Annotated in this window: 9 protein-coding genes; 5 read left to right on the top strand and 4 right to left on the bottom strand. The window is 71.8% G+C overall.

The features are described 5' to 3' along the window. The coding region (locus tag GTY56_RS10940) for a LuxR C-terminal-related transcriptional regulator (RefSeq protein ID WP_161364874.1) at positions 1 to 420 on the top strand (420 nt) is incomplete at its 5' end. 19 nt (positions 421 to 439) lie between these two features. Here the strand turns inward: GTY56_RS10940 and GTY56_RS10935 are convergent. The 4 genes from GTY56_RS10935 to GTY56_RS10920 are packed head-to-tail and all read right to left on the bottom strand — an operon-like array spanning position 440 to position 4,111. Further along, positions 440 to 1,678 carry a beta-ketoacyl-[acyl-carrier-protein] synthase family protein gene (locus tag GTY56_RS10935; RefSeq protein WP_202510020.1) on the bottom strand — a complete coding sequence of 413 codons (1,239 nt, stop codon included), beginning with the start codon at positions 1,676 to 1,678 and terminating at the stop codon, positions 440 to 442. After that, the gene (locus GTY56_RS10930) at positions 1,675 to 1,911 is read right to left on the bottom strand and encodes an acyl carrier protein (RefSeq protein ID WP_161364873.1); all 237 of its coding nucleotides are present in this window, start codon (positions 1,909 to 1,911) and stop codon (positions 1,675 to 1,677) included. The genes GTY56_RS10935 and GTY56_RS10930 overlap by 4 nt, the downstream gene beginning before the upstream one ends. 17 nt (positions 1,912 to 1,928) lie before the next feature. After that, the gene (locus GTY56_RS10925) at positions 1,929 to 2,921 is read right to left on the bottom strand and encodes a beta-ketoacyl-ACP synthase III (protein ID WP_161364871.1); all 993 of its coding nucleotides are present in this window, start codon (positions 2,919 to 2,921) and stop codon (positions 1,929 to 1,931) included. A gap of 20 nt (positions 2,922 to 2,941) precedes the next feature. Beyond that, positions 2,942 to 4,111 (bottom strand): cytochrome P450, encoded by a 1,170-nt coding sequence (locus GTY56_RS10920; protein ID WP_237524602.1) that lies wholly within the window; start codon positions 4,109 to 4,111, stop codon positions 2,942 to 2,944. Between the two features lie 281 nt (positions 4,112 to 4,392). On the opposite strand from GTY56_RS10920, the gene GTY56_RS10915 reads away from it, so the two are divergent. From GTY56_RS10915 to GTY56_RS10900, 4 genes are all read left to right on the top strand, one after another. Further along, positions 4,393 to 6,210 carry an acyl-CoA dehydrogenase family protein gene (locus GTY56_RS10915; protein ID WP_346345461.1) on the top strand — a complete coding sequence of 606 codons (1,818 nt, stop codon included), beginning with the start codon at positions 4,393 to 4,395 and terminating at the stop codon, positions 6,208 to 6,210. Further along, a complete protein-coding gene (locus GTY56_RS10910; RefSeq protein ID WP_161364866.1) occupies positions 6,207 to 7,967 on the top strand; it encodes an acyl-CoA dehydrogenase family protein in 1,761 nt (586 codons plus the stop codon). Before GTY56_RS10915 ends, GTY56_RS10910 begins: the two co-directional genes overlap by 4 nt. Positions 7,968 to 7,969: 2 nt before the next feature. Further along, on the top strand, positions 7,970 to 8,254 hold the full coding sequence (locus tag GTY56_RS10905) for an acyl carrier protein (protein WP_161364864.1): 285 nt from the start codon (positions 7,970 to 7,972) through the stop codon (positions 8,252 to 8,254). 138 nt (positions 8,255 to 8,392) lie between these two features. Then, a partial coding sequence (locus GTY56_RS10900) for a non-ribosomal peptide synthetase (RefSeq protein ID WP_161364862.1) occupies positions 8,393 to 16,989 on the top strand: 8,597 nt, incomplete at its 3' end.

Here is a 16,989-nt window from a genome sequence, read left to right as displayed (position 1 = left end):
ACCACCTTCGACCTCGACGAGTACGTGTACGAGGCGCTGCGCGCCGGCGCGTCCGGATTCCTGCTGAAGGACGCGTCCGCCACGGAACTCGCCCACGCCGTACGGGTGGTGGGGGCGGGTGAGGCCCTGCTCGCGCCGAACATCACCAAGCGCCTCATCGCCGAGTTCTCTCGGGTGACCGACTCTCCGCACACCCCGCTCAAGAGCCGCAACGGCAATCTGACCGAGCGTGAGACGGAGGTCCTGTCACTGATCGCGCAGGGCCTGGCGAACGGGGAGATAGCAGAGCGGCTGGTGCTGGCGGAGCAGACCGTCAAGACGCATGTCAGCCGGATCCTGGTCAAGTTGAACCTGCGCGACCGGACGCAGGCCGCGATCCACGCGTACGAGACGGGCCTGGTGCGTCCGGCCGGATACTGAGGCCGCGGCCGGACGCCCCTCAGACGCTGCCGAGGACCACGACCGCGTTGTGACCGCCGAAGCCGAAGGAGTTGCTGACGGCGAGGGACACGGGGGTGTGCCGGGACACGCCGTGGACGATGTCGATTCCGGCGATGTCCCCGCCGGGCGCACGGAAGTTGGCGGTGGGCGGGATCACCCCCTGCTCGATCGACAGGGCGGTGAACGCGGCCTCGACGGCCCCCGCGGCACCGAGCATGTGCCCGGTCACTCCCTTGGTCGAGGTCACCGCGGTGCCCCGGCCGAAGACGTCCTCGATCAGACCCGCTTCGACCGCGTCGCCCTGGGGCGTGCTGGTCGCGTGGGCGTTGACGAGTTCGACGTCGCCGGCGCCGACTCGCGCGTCTTCGAGCGCCAGCCGCAGGGCGAGCCGCGCACCGCGCCCCTCGGGTTCGGGCGAGGTGAGATGGTAGGCGTCCGACGAGGCGCCGTGGCCCAGGAGCCGCGCGTAGGGACGCCGGCCGCGGGCCCGCGCGTCGTCCGCGCGTTCCAGGACGAGCACGGCGGCGCCCTCGCCCAGGACGAAGCCGTCGCGGTGCTCGTCGAACGGCCGGGACGCGCCGGAGGGGTCCTCGACCCGCCGGGACAGCGCCTTGAGCCGGTCGAAGGCGGTGGACACGAGGGGCGTCACCGCGGCTTCGGTCCCGCCGGCCAGCACCACGTCGCAGCGGCCCGCGCGCAGCAGGTCCAGGGCGAGGCCCAGGGCGGTCGTACCGGCCGCACAGGCGGTGGAGAGGGCGAGCGAGGGCCCGTGCAGACCGAGGTCCATGGCGACGGAGCCCGCGGCGATGTTGCCGATGGCCTTGGGGACGGTCAGCGGGTTGACGGCACGCTGGCCCCGCTCGCCCAGCCGCTGCCCCTGCTCCTCCCAGGTCCGCTGTCCGCCGACCGCGGTGCCCAGGGCCACCCCGACCCGCGCCGGGTCCCAGCCGTCGTCGCCCGGAGCCGCGTCGGCGACCGCCTCGCGGGCCGCAGCGATGGCGTACTGCGTGAAGGGGTCCATACGACGGGCCTCGGTACCCAGCACCGCGTTCGGATCGAACCCGGTCACGGGGCAGCTGAAGTCGACCGCCAGACCCGCCAGCCGGGGATCGGCCGCGGCCGCGGGCAGCCCGGCGCAGGTGGCCTTCCACGCCGTCGTGGTGTCGGCCCCGGCCGGGGTGACCATGCCGATCCCGGTGATGACGACGTCCGGCCGCCGGTATCCGTAGGCGGTCATGCCGGGACGACCGCTCCCTGGGCCTCCAGCAGCTCGGCCAGTTCGGCCACCGTGGTCGTGGGGGCGAGGTCCTCCTCCTCGACGGTGACACCGAGGTCGTCCTCCAACTGGGCGCCCAGCTCCGCCAGGGACAGTGAATCGAGCTCCAGCTGCTGGAACGACATCGTGGGCTCGATGACTCCGGGGACCTTGTAGACCGTGCCGAGGATGGTGGCGAGGTAGTCGGCGATCATCAGGGTTTTCCTCTCACTCAGATCTCTGAGCTCACGGCGGAAAGCCGCGGCCAAGTCAGTGCGGCCGATGCCCAGGTCAGTCCGCCGCCGAAGGCGGTCAGCACGGTCCGGGCACCCTCCTGGAGCTGATGGGTGTGCAGCGCCTCGGCGAGCGCCAGCGGGATGGATGCGGCCGCCGTGTTGCCGACACGTTCCAGCGCGCACACCGCTCGCTCCGGCGGCACGCCGAGCCGCTCCGCCGTGGCCCGGATGATGCGCGCGTTCGCCTGGTGCGGCACGAGGGCGTCCACGTCCGACGGGCTCCAGGCGCAGTCCTTCATCACCCGCAGGGCCGAGGCCGTCATCTGCTCGATCGCCCGCAGGTACACCTTCCGGCCGGCCATGGAGAACCAGCGCGGACCGTCGCTCTGCTCGCCCGGGCCCGGGACGTGGATCAGGTCCTTGCCGGACCCGTCGCTGCCGAGGTCGAAGGCGAGCAGCGCACCCCGCTCCTGCGACGAGCCGCGCCGCAGCACCACCGCGCCCGCGCCGTCACCGAAGATCACGGCGGTGCCGCGGTCCGACGGGTCGACGATGCGGGTGTAGGTCTCGGCCGCCACGACCAGGACGCTGTCCACGATTCCGGCCGTGATCATGCTCGCGGCCGTCGTCACGGCGTAGAGGAAGCCCGTGCAGACGGCGGACAGGTCGAACGCGGGAACCGGACCGAGCCCGAGGCGCTGGGCGACCTCCGGGGCGGCGGCCGGGCAGGGGCGGTCCGGTGTCGTGGTGGCGAGGATCAGACCACCGACATCCCGCAGTCCGGCCGAACGCAGCGCGTTGGCACCGGCCTCGCAGGCAAGATCCCGCATGGAGACGTCGGGCGCCGCCCGGCGTCGTGCCCCGATCCCGGTGCGGGTACGGATCCACTCGGCACTGGTGTCCAGCCGGGCCGCCAGAGAGGCGTTGTCGAACTCCTCGGTCGGCAGGCAGGTACCGAGTCCGGCGATCACCGCTGCTGGTGTAGGCATCTGGCTGGCTCCCCGTCGGGCTACGCGGCGCGCGGCGTCAGCCGGACCTGAAGACGCTCCGGACCGTTGACGACTATGGAATCGAGCAGTTTCGGTTCGCCGTCGAGTTCGATGTCGACGGATTTACTGAGCAGTTCACCGTAGAGAAGTCTGAGTTCCACTCGGGCGAGCATGCTGCCGACGCAGAAATGCTCACCGAACCCCAGTGCCAAATGCCGATTCGGCTGTCGACGCACATCGAAGAGGTCGGGATTCTCGAATACCGTTTCGTCGCGATTGGCCGACGGGAGCCAGAATACGACGCGGTCGCCGGCCGCAATGTTCTTCCCGTGGATCTCGATCGGCCGTACCGCGGTGCGCATGATATGCGTCGCGGTGGACGTCCAGCGGAGAACCTCTTCGACGGCGGACGGCAGCAGGTCCGGCTCTTCGGCAAGAATGCGCCACTGTTCGGGATGCCGGAGGAATGTCAGCATGCCGCCGGATGCCGCTATGCGGGTGTTCTCGGTCCCGCCGACAAGCAGGTTGTCGCAGTTGAGGATGACGTCCTCGGGGCTGAGGCGTTCACCCTGGATGGTGGCCGTAGCCAGCACGCTCACCAGGTCGTCGGCGGGGTTCGCCGCCTTCTCGGCCTGAAGCTTCTCGAAGTACCCGAGGATGTCCAGGTGGGCGAACCTGCGGGTGAGCGGGTCGCCGGCCGCGAACGCCTGGCTGGTCAGGTGGTACAAGTGCTGCCAGTCGGACTCCGGCACACCCATCATCTTGCAGATCACGTACAGCGGGACCCGGGCGGCGATCTCGGCGACGAAGTCGCAGCTCCCGCGCTCCAGGGCCTCGTCGACGACCCGCTGGGCGATGGCCTTCATCTCCGCCTCGAGGGCGCGCACCGACCGGACCGTGAACCATTCGTCGACCAGCCCCCGGAGCTGTCGGTGCCGGGGCGCGTCGGTGAGGGCGAGGGTGCGCCCGCCTCCCGGGTCGGCCCCGTGGTCGGCGGGCCGCAGCAGGATGCCCTGGGCCGAGCTGAAGGTCTCTGCGTCGCGGTACGCCGCACGTATGTCCTCGTACCTGGTCAGCGACCAGAAACCCGGCAGTTCGGCCGGCGGATGCCAGTGGACCGGCTCGTTGGCGCGGAGCCATCGCCATTGTGCGAATGGGTCACCGTGTGAATAGAGTTCCGGGTCGGTCAAGTTGATATGCGGTGGTGGCTCGGTCGGCTCACTGTGCATGCGATGCCTCGCAGGGTTCTCTCGGCGGTTTTCACGGTGGCATGACGTTTCGCGTACCGTCAAGATCTCCCAGGACGTTGTGTCGGCTGTTCAACTGCTGCGGCGGCGCAGTTGAACACACCTGGTTGTGTCCGGATCGGTGCCCTGGTCAGATGGAATTCTGCCGGGTCGTGCCCGGGGAATAGCCCGTGCCCATTGCCGGCCTCTCGATGAAGAGCCGCAAGGCAGAAAGAGACCGTCACGTGCATGCGACCGCTGTCGAAGCTCTGGACTCCGAGCTGGGGGCCCCAGGAAACGAGCACGCGTCATTTCGGCCTGCGTATCTGACCGAGCTCGACCGGCGGGAGGAGTTTCCGTCAGCGGCATGTGCGGTCCTGGACGACTTCGGGCTGAACGCGCACTACGTGCCCGTGGGATCGGGTGGCGTTCTCGGGGACTACGCGGAACTCATGCAATTGCTGCGCACCGTGGCCCGCCGAGATCTGACCGTCGCCGTGGCACACGGCAAGACGTTCCTCGGCGCGGCGTCGGTATGGGTGGCGGGGCGCCCGCAGCAGGCCGCGCGGCTGGGTGAACTGATCGCGGACGGGGCTGTCGTCTCCTGGGGCCTCACGGAGCGCGGGCACGGCAGCGATCTGCTCGCGGGCGAGCTCACGGCGACACCGGACAATGCCGCGCCGGACAATGCCGCGCCGGACCACGGCACACCTGACCACGGCAGCTGGCGCCTCAACGGCGAGAAGTGGCTGATCAACAACGCCACCCGCGGCCGGGCCGTCTGTGTACTCGCCCGGACGGCCCCGGACGGCGGCCCGCGCGGCTTCAGCCTGTTCCTGGTCGACAAGCAGCACCTCACGGACGGTTCGTGGCGCACCCTGCCCAAGGTCCCCACCCATGGCATCCGTGGCGCCGACATCAGCGGTATCGCCTTCCACGACGCCCGGGTCCCCGCCGCGGCGCTCGTGGGCGAGGTGGGCGACGGGATCGAGATCGTCCTCAAGGCACTCCAGCTCACCCGCACCGTCTGCGTGGCACTGTCGCTGGGCGCCGCGGACACGGCCCTGAGGATCGCCGTCGACTACGCGCGAGACCGCCGCCTGTACGGCCGCACGCTGATCGAGCTGCCGCGGATCCGCCGGATCCTGGGCCGGATCAGCGCCGCGCGGCTCGTGGCGGAGGCGACCGGCATCGTGGCGGTGCGCAGCGTCCACGCGCTGACCGGCGAGATGAGCGTGACCTCCGCCGTTGCCAAGGCCCTCGTACCGGACCTGGTGCAAGGCGTCGTCGACCGGGTCGCCGAGCTTCTCGGTGTCAGAGGCTTCCTGGAACACGAGTTCGCCGACGGCGTCTTCGCCAAGCTGGAGCGTGACCACCGGGTCGTGGCCATCTTCGACGGCAACACGGCCGTCAACAGGAACGTTCTCATCGACCAGTTCCCCCTGCTGGCCGTCGGCTACCGACGGGTGCGGTGGGACGAAGCGGGCGTACGGCACGCGACCGACCTCGACGCGCGGCCGGCCGAGTTCACGCCCGACCGGCTCGCCCTGCTGTCCTCGGGCGGCTGCAGCCTGGTCCAGAGCCTCCCCGGCGCCGTCGCGCGTGTCCACGCCCAGGCTGCCGAGGGACTGCTGTCTCCGCGAACCGCCGCGCTGGCCGAGCGGATCAAGGAGGAGACGGACGCCCTGCACAAGGAGCTCGAAACCCGGCAGCGCTCCGCCCGGACCGTGCCCTCCGCCGCCTTCGCGCGGGCCGAGCGCTACGAGCTGTGCTACGCCGCCGCCGCGTGCCTCCAGCTGTGGCTGGCCAACGCGCCTGCCCGGCAGGCGCACGGCGAAGCGCAGACGGTGTGGCGCGACGGGCTGTGGCTGCAGGCATGCCTGCACACCATCGCCACTGGTCTCGGCATCCCGCTCGACGAAGCGGGTGAAGCAGGTGAAGCGGATGAAGCAGGTGAGGCGGATGAAGCGGTCTACGACCGGCTCGCCGAGCATTCCCTGGACGGCGGGGTGCCGACTCTCCTGACGCCCCGCCAGGCCGAAACGACCAGGAGCACACCATGACGAGCCCGACGGCCGCATCCGCGCGCGGGCCGTTCCCGCACCGGGCCGACGCCCTGGAGCAGCACCTCGGCGACCCGCGGGATCCCGCCAACCCACTGGGCTTCCGGCAGATCCTCGCCGCGGACGAACGGGCCGAGATGTTCGCCGACGGGGAGCGTGCGCTGGACGCGTACGGCCTCGGCGCCGAGTTCGTACCGGCGAGCTACGGCGGGCGCCTCACCCGCCTCGACGAGCTCATCGAGATCATGCGTTCCGTCTATCGCCGCGACCCGTGCCTGGGCCTCGGCTACGGCGTCAGCTCCTTCATCGCCGCGGTCAACATCTGGACCGCGGGCAGCGAGGAACAGCGCCGTCACGTGGCCTGTCTGCTGCTGCGTGACCGCAAGGTCGCCGTCGCCTACCACGAGCTGGCACACGGCAACGACATGGCCGGCACCGAGTTCGAGGCCCTGCCCCAGCCGGACGGCCGCCTCCTGCTCAACGGCCGCAAGGAGGTGATCACCAACGTCAAACGCGCCGACGCGGTCGTCATGTTCACGCGCACGGACCGCGGGCCGGGCAGCCGGAGCCACTCCCAGCTACTGGTCGACAAGGCCCGGATCCCGGCAGGCCGCATGCGCTACCTGCCCCGGTTCGCGACCGTCGGCATGCGCGGGGTCCAGCTCGGCGGCATCGAGTTCGACGACTGCCCGCTGCCCGCCGACACGATGGTCGGCAGCCAGGGCCACGGCCTGGAGACGGCGCTGAAGTCCTTCCAGGTCACGCGCACCACGCTGGTGGCCATGTTCACCGGCATACTCGACACCGCCCTGCGCACGTGCCTGAGCCATCTCAGCTCGCGTCGGCTGTACGGGCGGCCGGCGGTCGAACTGCCCGAGGTCCGCTCCGTGCTCGCCGCGGCCCACGCCGACCTGCTGCTGTGTGACGCCTTCTCCACCGTCGCGGCCCGCGCGATCCACCTCGTCCCGGCCGAGACCGCGATCTACTCGTCGGCCGTCAAGTTCTTCGTCTCCAAGGTCCTGATGGACGCCATGCACCGGCTCTCGACGCTCCTCGGCGCCCACTTCTACATCCGCGAGGGCGACCACGCCGTCTTCCAGAAGCTGCTGCGGGACAACCAGCTGGCCGGCTTCGGCCACGCCGCCCGCGCGGCCTGCCAGATGTCGCTGCTGCCCCAACTACCCCTGCTGGCCCGACGGTCCTGGCGGGGCGCTACGGAAGCACTCCCGAACGAGCTGTTCCGGCTCGACGCGGATCTGCCGCCCGTCCCCTTCGACCGTCTGACGGTCAGCGCCGGGGGCCGTGAGCGGCTCAGCTCCTCACTGGCGGCAGGCCTGGCGGCGGAGCCCCGGCCCGGCCGCGCACACCCGGAGATCCGGCGGGTCGGGGACCACCTCACGGGGGAGCTGCGGAGGCTCGCCGACGTGTGCGAGAAGCTGCCCCCCACCGAACTGACGGTGGCGGCGGGCTCCGCCACGTACGACCTCACGCACCGCTACGTGAACGTACTGGTGGCCGCCGCCTGCGTCGGCCTGTGGCGCGGAAACCAGGACCACCAGGACCCCTTCCTCCGGGATCCGGGCTGGCTGGCGGCCGTCCTCGCCAGGATCCCCCTGCTTCCCGGCAGGCCCCCCGCCCGGCTTCCCGACGACCTGGAACGGCTCCTCTTCGACGAACTGACGGAGCGCCACGCATCGGGAACAAGTCTCGGCCTGGTGAGACGAAGGCTCGCCGACCACAACCGCAGGGAGAACTGAGCATGTCCAACTCCGCCGTCGAGAACCCCGGACAGGACCTCTCCCAGGAGGAGCTGACCGCCTGGCTGAAGGAACGCATCGCCGAGCACGTGGATCTGCCGGCCTCCGAGATCCGGACGGACGTGGTGTTCGCGAGCTACGGCCTCGACTCCGTCTACGCGTTCGCCGTCATCGCCGAGATCGAGGACCGCCTCGGAATCGCCCTCGAACCCACCGTCATGTGGGACAACCCCACGCTCGACGGACTCGTCGGAGCCATCTCCGAGGAGCTGCGCTCCGGGCGCTGACCGTACGGCTCCGCCGTAGGCGCACCACCGGCACGCGTCCGCGCGGCCCACAGCAAGCAGAGAAGCTCGTCCGAAGTGAACTTGGGGTGTTCAGTGTCTGAGCATGGGTCGGTTCGTTTGCCGGTTTCAGTCGCGCAGATGGGCGTCTGGGTGGCCCAGCAGTTGGCCCCTGACAGCCCGCTGTACAACTGCGCGACCTACTTCGAGATCTCGGGACGGGTGGACGCCGGGCTCCTGACCGAGGCGGTCCGTCACACGGTCGCGGAGACCGAGGCCCTGCGCGTGCGGTTCACCGAGGACGGCGGTGAACTGTGGCAGCTCGTGGACCCGGAACCGGCCGGTGACGACATCCGGGTACCCGTCCTGGACGTCACCGCCGAGCCCGACCCCGACCTGGCCGCCCGCGCCTGGATGGACGCCGACCTGGCCGTCCCGGCGAACCTGCGTACGGGACCGCTGTACACCCATGCCCTCTTCCGGACCGGCGACGAGCGGTCTCTGCTCTACTTCCGGCACCATCACATCGCCCTGGACGGATACGGACAGGCGGTGTACTTGAACCGTCTCGCCCAGGTCTACAGCGCCCTGGCCGCCGGTCAGGAGCCCCTGGCCACCCGCTTCCGCCCGCTGACCGAACTCCTCGACCAGGACCGGGACTACCGCACCTCACCGCGCCACGACGAGGACCGCGCGTACTGGCACGCGGCCTTCGCCGAGCGGCCGGAACCCACCCCCCTCACCGGCCGCGCCGCCGAGCCCGCCCCGGCCCCCCTGCGCCGCACCGTGCGGCTGGCCGCCGACCGCACACCGCACCTGGCGGGTGCGGGCCGCTGGCCGGCCGTGCTGCTCGCCGCCGTCGCCGCGTACACCCACCGCCTCACCGCGTCGGGCGACGTGGTCGTGGGCCTGCCCATGACGGCCCGTACCACGTCGCTCGCGCTGTCGACGCCCGCGATGCTGGCCAACGAGATGCCACTGCGCCTGGCCGTCACCGGCAGCACCACCCTGGCCGACCTCGTGCGGCAGGTCACCGACCAGGTCGCCGGCGCGCTCAGGCACCAGCGCTACCGCGGCGAGGACCTGCACCACCACCTCAGCCTCTCCGGCGCGACCGGCAGCCTGCACTCGGTCACGGTCAACGCCATGTCCTTCGGGCAGCGGATCCGCTTCGGCGGTCACGACACCGTCATGCACCCGCTGTCGACCGGCCCGGTCAAGGACCTGACCGTGGCCTCCTTCGGGGATCCGGCGGCCTCGGAGCACGGCGTGCTCCTCGAGTTCGACGCCAACCCCGCGCTGTACAGCGAGGCCGAACTCGCCGCCCATCAGGACCGGTTCGTCGCTTTCCTGACCGCGCTCACCGCCGACCCGCAGCGGCCCGTCGACAGCGTCGACCTGCTCCAGGAAGCCGAACGCGCACAGGTCCTGAACGACTGGAACGACACCGCGCACCCCATCGGCGGCACGTCGCTGACCGAGCTCTTCGAGAGCCGCGCCCAGGACACCCCCGAAGCCGTCGCCCTCGTCCACGGCGATGCCCGCACCACCTACGGCGAGCTGAACGCCCGGGCCAACCGGCTCGCGCGCCTCCTCGCGCAACGCGGCGTCGGCCCCGAGAGCAACGTCGCCGTGGCCCTGCCGCGCTCCGCCGGACTCGTCGTCGCCCTGCTCGCCGTGCTCAAGACCGGCGCGGCCTATCTGCCCGTCGACCCCGAGCATCCCGCCGACCGTGTCGCGTACGTACTCGACGACGCGCGATGCGCCCTCGTCCTGACCACCGGGGACCTCGCCGGGAGCCTGCCGCGGACCGGGGTGCCCCTGCTCCCGCTCGACGAGGTGCACCCCGGCGCCCTGCCCGCGGGCAACCTCCACCACCGGGAACGCACGGCGGCGGTCCACCGGGACCACCCCGCCTACGTGATCTACACGTCGGGCTCCACCGGACGCCCCAAGGGCGTCGTCGTGCCCCGCGGGGCCCTCGACAACTTCCTCGCCGCCATGGACCACCGACTGGACCTCACGGCGGACGACCGGCTGCTCGCCGTGACCACGGTCGGCTTCGACATCGCCGGACTGGAGCTGTACCTGCCGCTGCTGTCCGGCGCCACGGTCGTCCTGGCCGGCCGGGACGAGGTGCGTGACGCCGACGCGCTGCGGGCCCTCATCGCCCGCGAGGACGTCACCGTCCTCCAGGCCACCCCCAGCCTGTGGCACGCGCTGACGGCCGAGGACGACGGGGCCCTGAAGGGCGTGCGCGCCCTCGTCGGCGGCGAGGCGCTGCCGTCCGGGCTCGCCCGGACCCTGACCGCCACCACCGCCTCGGTCACCAACCTCTACGGACCGACCGAGACGACCATCTGGTCCACGGCCTGCGACATCACGGCCGACGCCCGCGTCTCCATCGGCCGCCCGCTCCTGAACACCCGTGTCTACGTCCTCGACCCCGCGCTCCGCCCGGTCCCGGCCGGCGTCCCGGGCGAGCTGTACATCGCCGGCGCCGGACTCGCGCGCGGCTACCACGGCCGCCCCGCACTGACCGCCGAGCGCTTCGTCGCCGACCCGCTCGGCCCGCCCGGCACCCGGATCTACCGAACCGGCGACGTCGTCCGCTGGACGGCCGACGGCACCCTGGAATACCAGCGGCGTGTCGACGAACAGGTCAAGCTCCGCGGTTTCCGCATCGAACCCGGCGAGGTCGAGTCCGCGCTGCTCGCTCACCCGTCGGTCGGCCGCGCCGCCGTGGTCGTCCGTGAGGACCGGCCCGGCGACCGGCGGCTGGTGGCGTACGTGGTGCCGGGCGCCGCCGACGCCGCGCCCGACCCGGCCGCACTACGCGAGCACCTCACCGCCGACCTGCCCGACTACATGGTCCCCGCGGCGTTCGTCACGCTGCCCTCGCTGCCGCTGACCCCGAACGGCAAGCTCGACCGCAGGGCCCTGCCGGCGCCCGACTACGGCGTCGGCGACACGGAACGGCGCTCCCCCCGCGACCCGCGCGAAGAGATCCTGTGCGCGCTGTTCGCCGACGTGCTCGGCCTCTCCGGGGTCGGCATCGACGACGGGTTCTTCGAAAGCGGCGGCGACAGCATCATGGCCGTACGGCTCGTCGCCCTGGCCCGTCGTGCCGGACTGGCGATCACCGCACGGGACGTCTTCCGCCACCGGACCGTGGCCGCGCTCGCGGCACTCGGCGCCGTCGACACGCGGCACGAGGAGACGGTGACGGAGTTCGCGCTGCCCGCGGACGAAGCGGCACAGGCCCGCGCGGCGGTACCGGGCGCGACGGACGTCCTGCCGTTGTCGCCGCTCCAGGAAGGGCTGTTCTTCCACAACCAGTTCGACACCGGCTCCGTCGATCACTACAACCTGCAACTGGTCCTCACCTTCGACGGCGCCGTCGACCCGGCCGCCCTGCACGCCGCGGCCGATGAGCTCCTGACCCGGCACGAGAGCCTGCGCTGCTGCTTCCGGCAGGTCGACAGCGGCCGCACGCTCGCCGTCGTCTCGACCGCCGACGCAGTGCCGTGGCGCGAGAGAGACCTGTCGCGACTCGACGGGGCGGACCGCACGACGGCCCTGGAGCTGCTCCTCGACGAGGAGCGGTGGGCCCGCTTCGACCTGTCCGAGCCACCGCTGATCAGGTTCACCCTGGTCAGAACCGGTGTGCGGCAGTGGCGGCTCGCACTGACGACCCATCACATCGTGCTGGACGGCTGGTCCCTGCCCCTGCTCGTACGCGACCTGCTCGCCCGGTACGCCGAACGGACCGGCGGTGACGCGCCCGTGCCGCAGCCGGAGCTTGCGCGCCCCTACCGGGACTACCTCGGCTGGCTGGCCGGGCGTGACCGCGGCGCGGCGCTGGAGGCATGGGCCGCCGCGCTCGCCGGAGTGGACGAACCGACCAGGCTCGCCGCCGACCGCCCGAAGGCGGAACCCGCCGCCCAGCGGCGCATCGACTTCGCCCTGCCCGAGCGCACCGCACGCGCTCTCACCCGGACCGCCCGCACCCACGGGGTCACCCCCAACACCCTGGTGCAGGCCGCCTGGGCCATGCTGCTGGGCCGCATGACCGGTCGCGACGACGTGGTGTTCGGCATCACGGCGGCAGGCCGTCCGGCCGAACTCACCGGCGCCGACGAGATGGTGGGCCTCTTCGTCAACACACTCCCGCTGCGTGCGACCATGCGGCCGCAGGAGACCGTGTCCCAGTTCCTCCGCCGCCTCCAGGACGAGCAGGCCGAGCTGGTCGGCCACGAACACGTCGACCTCGCCGAACTCCAGCGCCTCGTCGGTGTCGGCGAACTCTTCGACACCCTGATGGTGTTCGAGAACTTCCCCCTGGACCATGACGCCGTAGGCGCGTGGGCCGCCCGCGCCGGTCTGGCGCTCGACGCCGCCGACATCCGCGGCGGCACGCACTACGCCCTCAGCCTCGCGGCCGTCCCCGGCGCGAACGGCGACCGCATGGACTTCCGCCTCGACTTCCGCCCCGACCTCGTCGACAGGGAGTACGCGCGGAACCTCGCCGACCGTCTGGTGCGGCTGGTGGAGACGATGGTGGCGGCGCCGGGCCTGCCGGTGGGTCAGGTGGGTGTGCTGACCGACGGTGAGCGGCGACAGCTGCTGGAGGAGTGGAACGCCACGGTCGCCGACACCCCCGCCGGGGACGTGGTGGAGCTGTTCCGCGACCAGGTGGCGCGGGTCCCGCGGGCACAGGCGCTGGTGTGCGGTGACGTGTCGTTGACGTACGCGGAGCTGGACGCGCGCAGCGACCGGCTGGCCGGGCTGCTGGCGGAGCAGGGGGTCGGGCCGGAGCGGTTCGTGGCGGTGGCGCTGCCCCGCTCACCGGAGCTGGTGGTGGCCCTGCTGGCCGTACTCAAGGCCGGTGGCGCGTATCTGCCGCTGGACGCGGACTTCCCGGCCGAACGCATCGCGTACATGACCGACCAGACAGGTCCGGTGCTGGTCCTGGACGAGCAGTGGCCGGCCGAACTGGGTCCGGCCGACACGCACCGGCAGCCCGCCGCCGCGACTCCGGCCCCGGAGCCACAGGCCGCACAGGCCGCGTACGTGCTGTACACCTCGGGCTCCACCGGCCGCCCCAAGGGAGTGGTGATCTCGCGCGGCGCCCTGGCGAACCTCCTGGCCGACATGCGCACACGCATCCCGTTGACCGGCCAGGACCGGCTGCTGGCCGTGACCACCGTCGGCTTCGACATCGCCGGACTGGAACTGTTCACGCCGCTGACCACCGGCGCCACCGTCGTCCTGGCCCCCGCCGGTCTCGTCCACGACCCGCACGCGCTGCGCTCCGCGATCGCACGTGAACGCGTCACCGTCATGCAGGCCACACCGAGCCTGTGGCGATCGGTGGTCGAGGAGGACGACCCGCGGAACGCCGACGACAGGCCCCACCCGGACGACGCCCTCCGCACACTGGCCGGCCTGCGCGTCCTGGTCGGCGGCGAAGCCCTGCCCGCCGATCTCGCCGGACGGCTCACCCGCGCGGCCGCCGAAGTCACCAACGTCTACGGACCCACCGAGACCACCATCTGGTCCACCGCCGCGCGGCTCAGCCCCGGAGAACCGGTCCACATAGGCCGTCCGCTGCGCAACACCCGTGTCTACGTCCTCGACGACGCCCTGCAGCCGGCCCCTCCCGGCGTACCGGGCGAGCTCTACATCGCCGGAGCGGGCGTCGCCCGGGGCTACCACAACCGCCCGGACCTGAGTGCCGAACGCTTCACCGCCGACCCCTTCGGGGCGCCCGGTACCCGCATGTACCGCACCGGTGACCTGGCGCGGTGGACCGACGACGGCACTCTGGAATACCTGCGCCGTACCGACGACCAGGTCAAGCTCCGCGGATTCCGGATCGAACCCGGCGAGATCGAAACGGCCCTGACGGCCCACCCCGGCGTAGGCCGGGCCGCCGTCATCGTCCGCGACGACCGCCTCATCGCCTACACCACCCCCGCGACCGGCCCCGGTCCCGCGGAGCTGCGCGACCATCTCGCGGCCCTGCTGCCCGCCTACATGGTCCCCACGGCGTTCGTCGCCCTGGACGCCCTCCCGCTGACCGCCAACGGGAAACTCGACCGGCATGCCCTTCCCACCCCGCACCAGGACCTCGGCACCGGCGGCCGCGCCCCCCGGACCGGCCAGGAGGACGTCCTGTGCCACATGTTCGCGGACGTCCTGGGCCTGGACCGGCGCCCCGGCATCGACGACTCCTTCTTCGAGCTCGGCGGACACTCCCTGCTCGCGGGCCGGCTCATCGCCCGCATCCGCACCACCCTGGGCGCCGAACTCCCCGTACGCGCCCTGTTCGAAGACCCCACCGTCGCCGCCCTCGCGCAGCGTCTCACCGGTGCCGCCACCGCCCGCACCCCGTTGGCCCCCCGGCCCCGTCCCCGGCGCATCCCCCTCTCCCACGCCCAACGGCGCCTGTGGTTCCTGCACCGGTACGAGCCGGACAGCGCGCTCTACCACATCCCCCTCGCGCTACGGCTGACCGGCACCCTCGACCGGACGGCCCTGCGGACGGCCCTGGCCGATGTCGTCGCCCGGCACGAATCCCTGCGGACCGTGTTCGCACAGGACGACGAGGGCGCCCACCAGATCATCCGGACAGCCGTCACCCCCGCCCTCCCCGTAGAGACGGTCCCCGAGGACGGGCTGGAGCAGGCCCTGCGCACGGCCGTGGCGCTCCCCTTCGACCTGACCCACGATCTGCCGTTGCGCGCCACCCTCTTCCGCCTCGCCGACGACGATCACGTTCTGCTGCTCGTGGTCCACCACATAGCCGCCGACGAGGCTTCCTTCGGACCGTTGCTCCTCGACCTGGCCGACGCCTACGCCGCCCGCCACGCGAACACCACCCCGGCACGGTCCCCCCTGCCGGTCCAGTACGCCGACTACACCCTGTGGCAGCACGACACACTCGGCACCGAGGACGACCCCGACAGCGTCGTCGCAGGTCAACTCGCCTACTGGCAGCAGGCCCTGGCGGAGCTGCCCGCCGAGCTCGCACTGCCCACCGACCGGCCCCGCCCCGCCGTTCCCACCCGTCGCGGCGGCACCTGCGCCTTCGACATCCCGGCCGACCTGCGCGAGCGGATCGAAACCCTCGCCCGAGGGCACCAGGTCACCGGCTTCATGGTCCTCCAGGCGGCCCTGTCCGTATTGCTCTCCCGCCTGGGCGCCGGCACCGACATCCCCATCGGGGCCCCGATCGCCGGACGCACCGACAGCGCCACCGAGGAACTCGTCGGCTTCTTCGTCAACACTCTGGTCCTGCGCACCGACCTGAGCGGCAACCCGAGCTTCGGCGAACTCCTCGCCCGCGTCCGTGAAACCGACCTGGCCGCTTATGCCCACCAGGACATCCCCTTCGAACGACTGGTGGAAGCGCTCAACCCCGAACGCTCCTCCGCCCGCCACCCCCTCTTCCAGACCGTGCTGAACTGGCGCGACGAGGACGAGCGGCAGACGCTCCTCGAATCCACCGAGCTCCCCGGACTGGACCTCGGCCTCGAACACGCCGGAACCGGCGAGGCCAAGTTCGACCTCGTGTTCCACATGGCCGGCCTGACCGGCGGTGAGCTGGAGTACAGCGCGGAGCTGTTCGACCACGCGTCGGCGGTGGCGCTGGCCGAGCGTTTCGTGCGCGTGCTGGACGCGGTGACGACCGATCCGTCGCGTCCCGTCGGCCGGGTGGAGGTGCTGGCGGGCACCGAGCGGGCCGCCCTGATCGAGACCTGGACCGGGTCCTCGGCAGGGCCCGGCACGGACGGTGCGGAAGCGACGCTGGCCGGTCTGTTCGCGGACCAGGCGGCGCGGACGCCGGACGTGGTCGCGGTGAGCTGCGAGGGCGTGTCACTGACCTACGGGGAGCTGGACGCACGGGCGAACCGGCTGGCGCGCCTGCTGATCGCCCGAGGGGCAGGCCCGGAGCGGTTCGTGGCGGTGGCGCTGCCCCGCTCCGCGGACCTGGTCGTGGCGCTGCTCGCGGTGGTCAAGTCCGGAGCGGCGTACGTGCCGGTGGATCCGTCCTACCCGGCCGACCGCATCGCCTACGTGCTCCAGGACGCCGACGCGGCACTGCTGGTCACCGCCCGTGGCGCCGTGCCCGGTGCCCTCGCCGCGCGGGCCGTCGTGCTGGACGACCCCGCCACGGTGGCGGACCTGGCCGCATACGACGGCACACCCCTCGGGGAAGCGGAACGGCCGGTGACGCTCAGGGCCGCGCACCCGGCGTACGTGATCCACACCTCCGGCTCCACCGGCCTGCCCAAGGGCGTGGTGGTCTCGCACGCCCAGGTGGTGCGGCTGTTCACCCGAACCGCGCACTGGTTCGCGTTCGGGCCCGAAGACGTGTGGACGCTGTTCCACTCTTACGCCTTCGACTTCTCGGTGTGGGAACTGTGGGGGCCGTTGCTCCACGGCGGACGGCTCGTGGTGGTGCCTTTCGGCCTCAGCCGTTCTCCCGCCGACTTCCTGCGGCTGCTGGTGAAGGAACGGGTCACCGTCCTGAACCAGACCCCGTCGGCGTTCCATCAGCTCGCGCAGGCCGATGCCGAGCACCCCGAGCTGGGCGACGAACTGGCGCTGCGTTGCGTGATCTTCGGTGGTGAGGCCCTCGAACCGGGGCGGCTCGCGGGATGGTGGGCGCGCCACGCGGACGGCGTGCCGCGCCTCGTGAACATGTACGGCATCACCGAGACCACCGTGCA

Origin of the sequence: Streptomyces sp. SID5643 (assembly GCF_009872555.1) — a bacterium.
Taxonomy (GTDB): Bacteria; Actinomycetota; Actinomycetes; order Streptomycetales; family Streptomycetaceae; genus Streptomyces; species Streptomyces iakyrus.
Note: the sequence above shows the minus strand (reverse complement) of the source record. Positions and strands in the feature narration are given on the sequence as shown.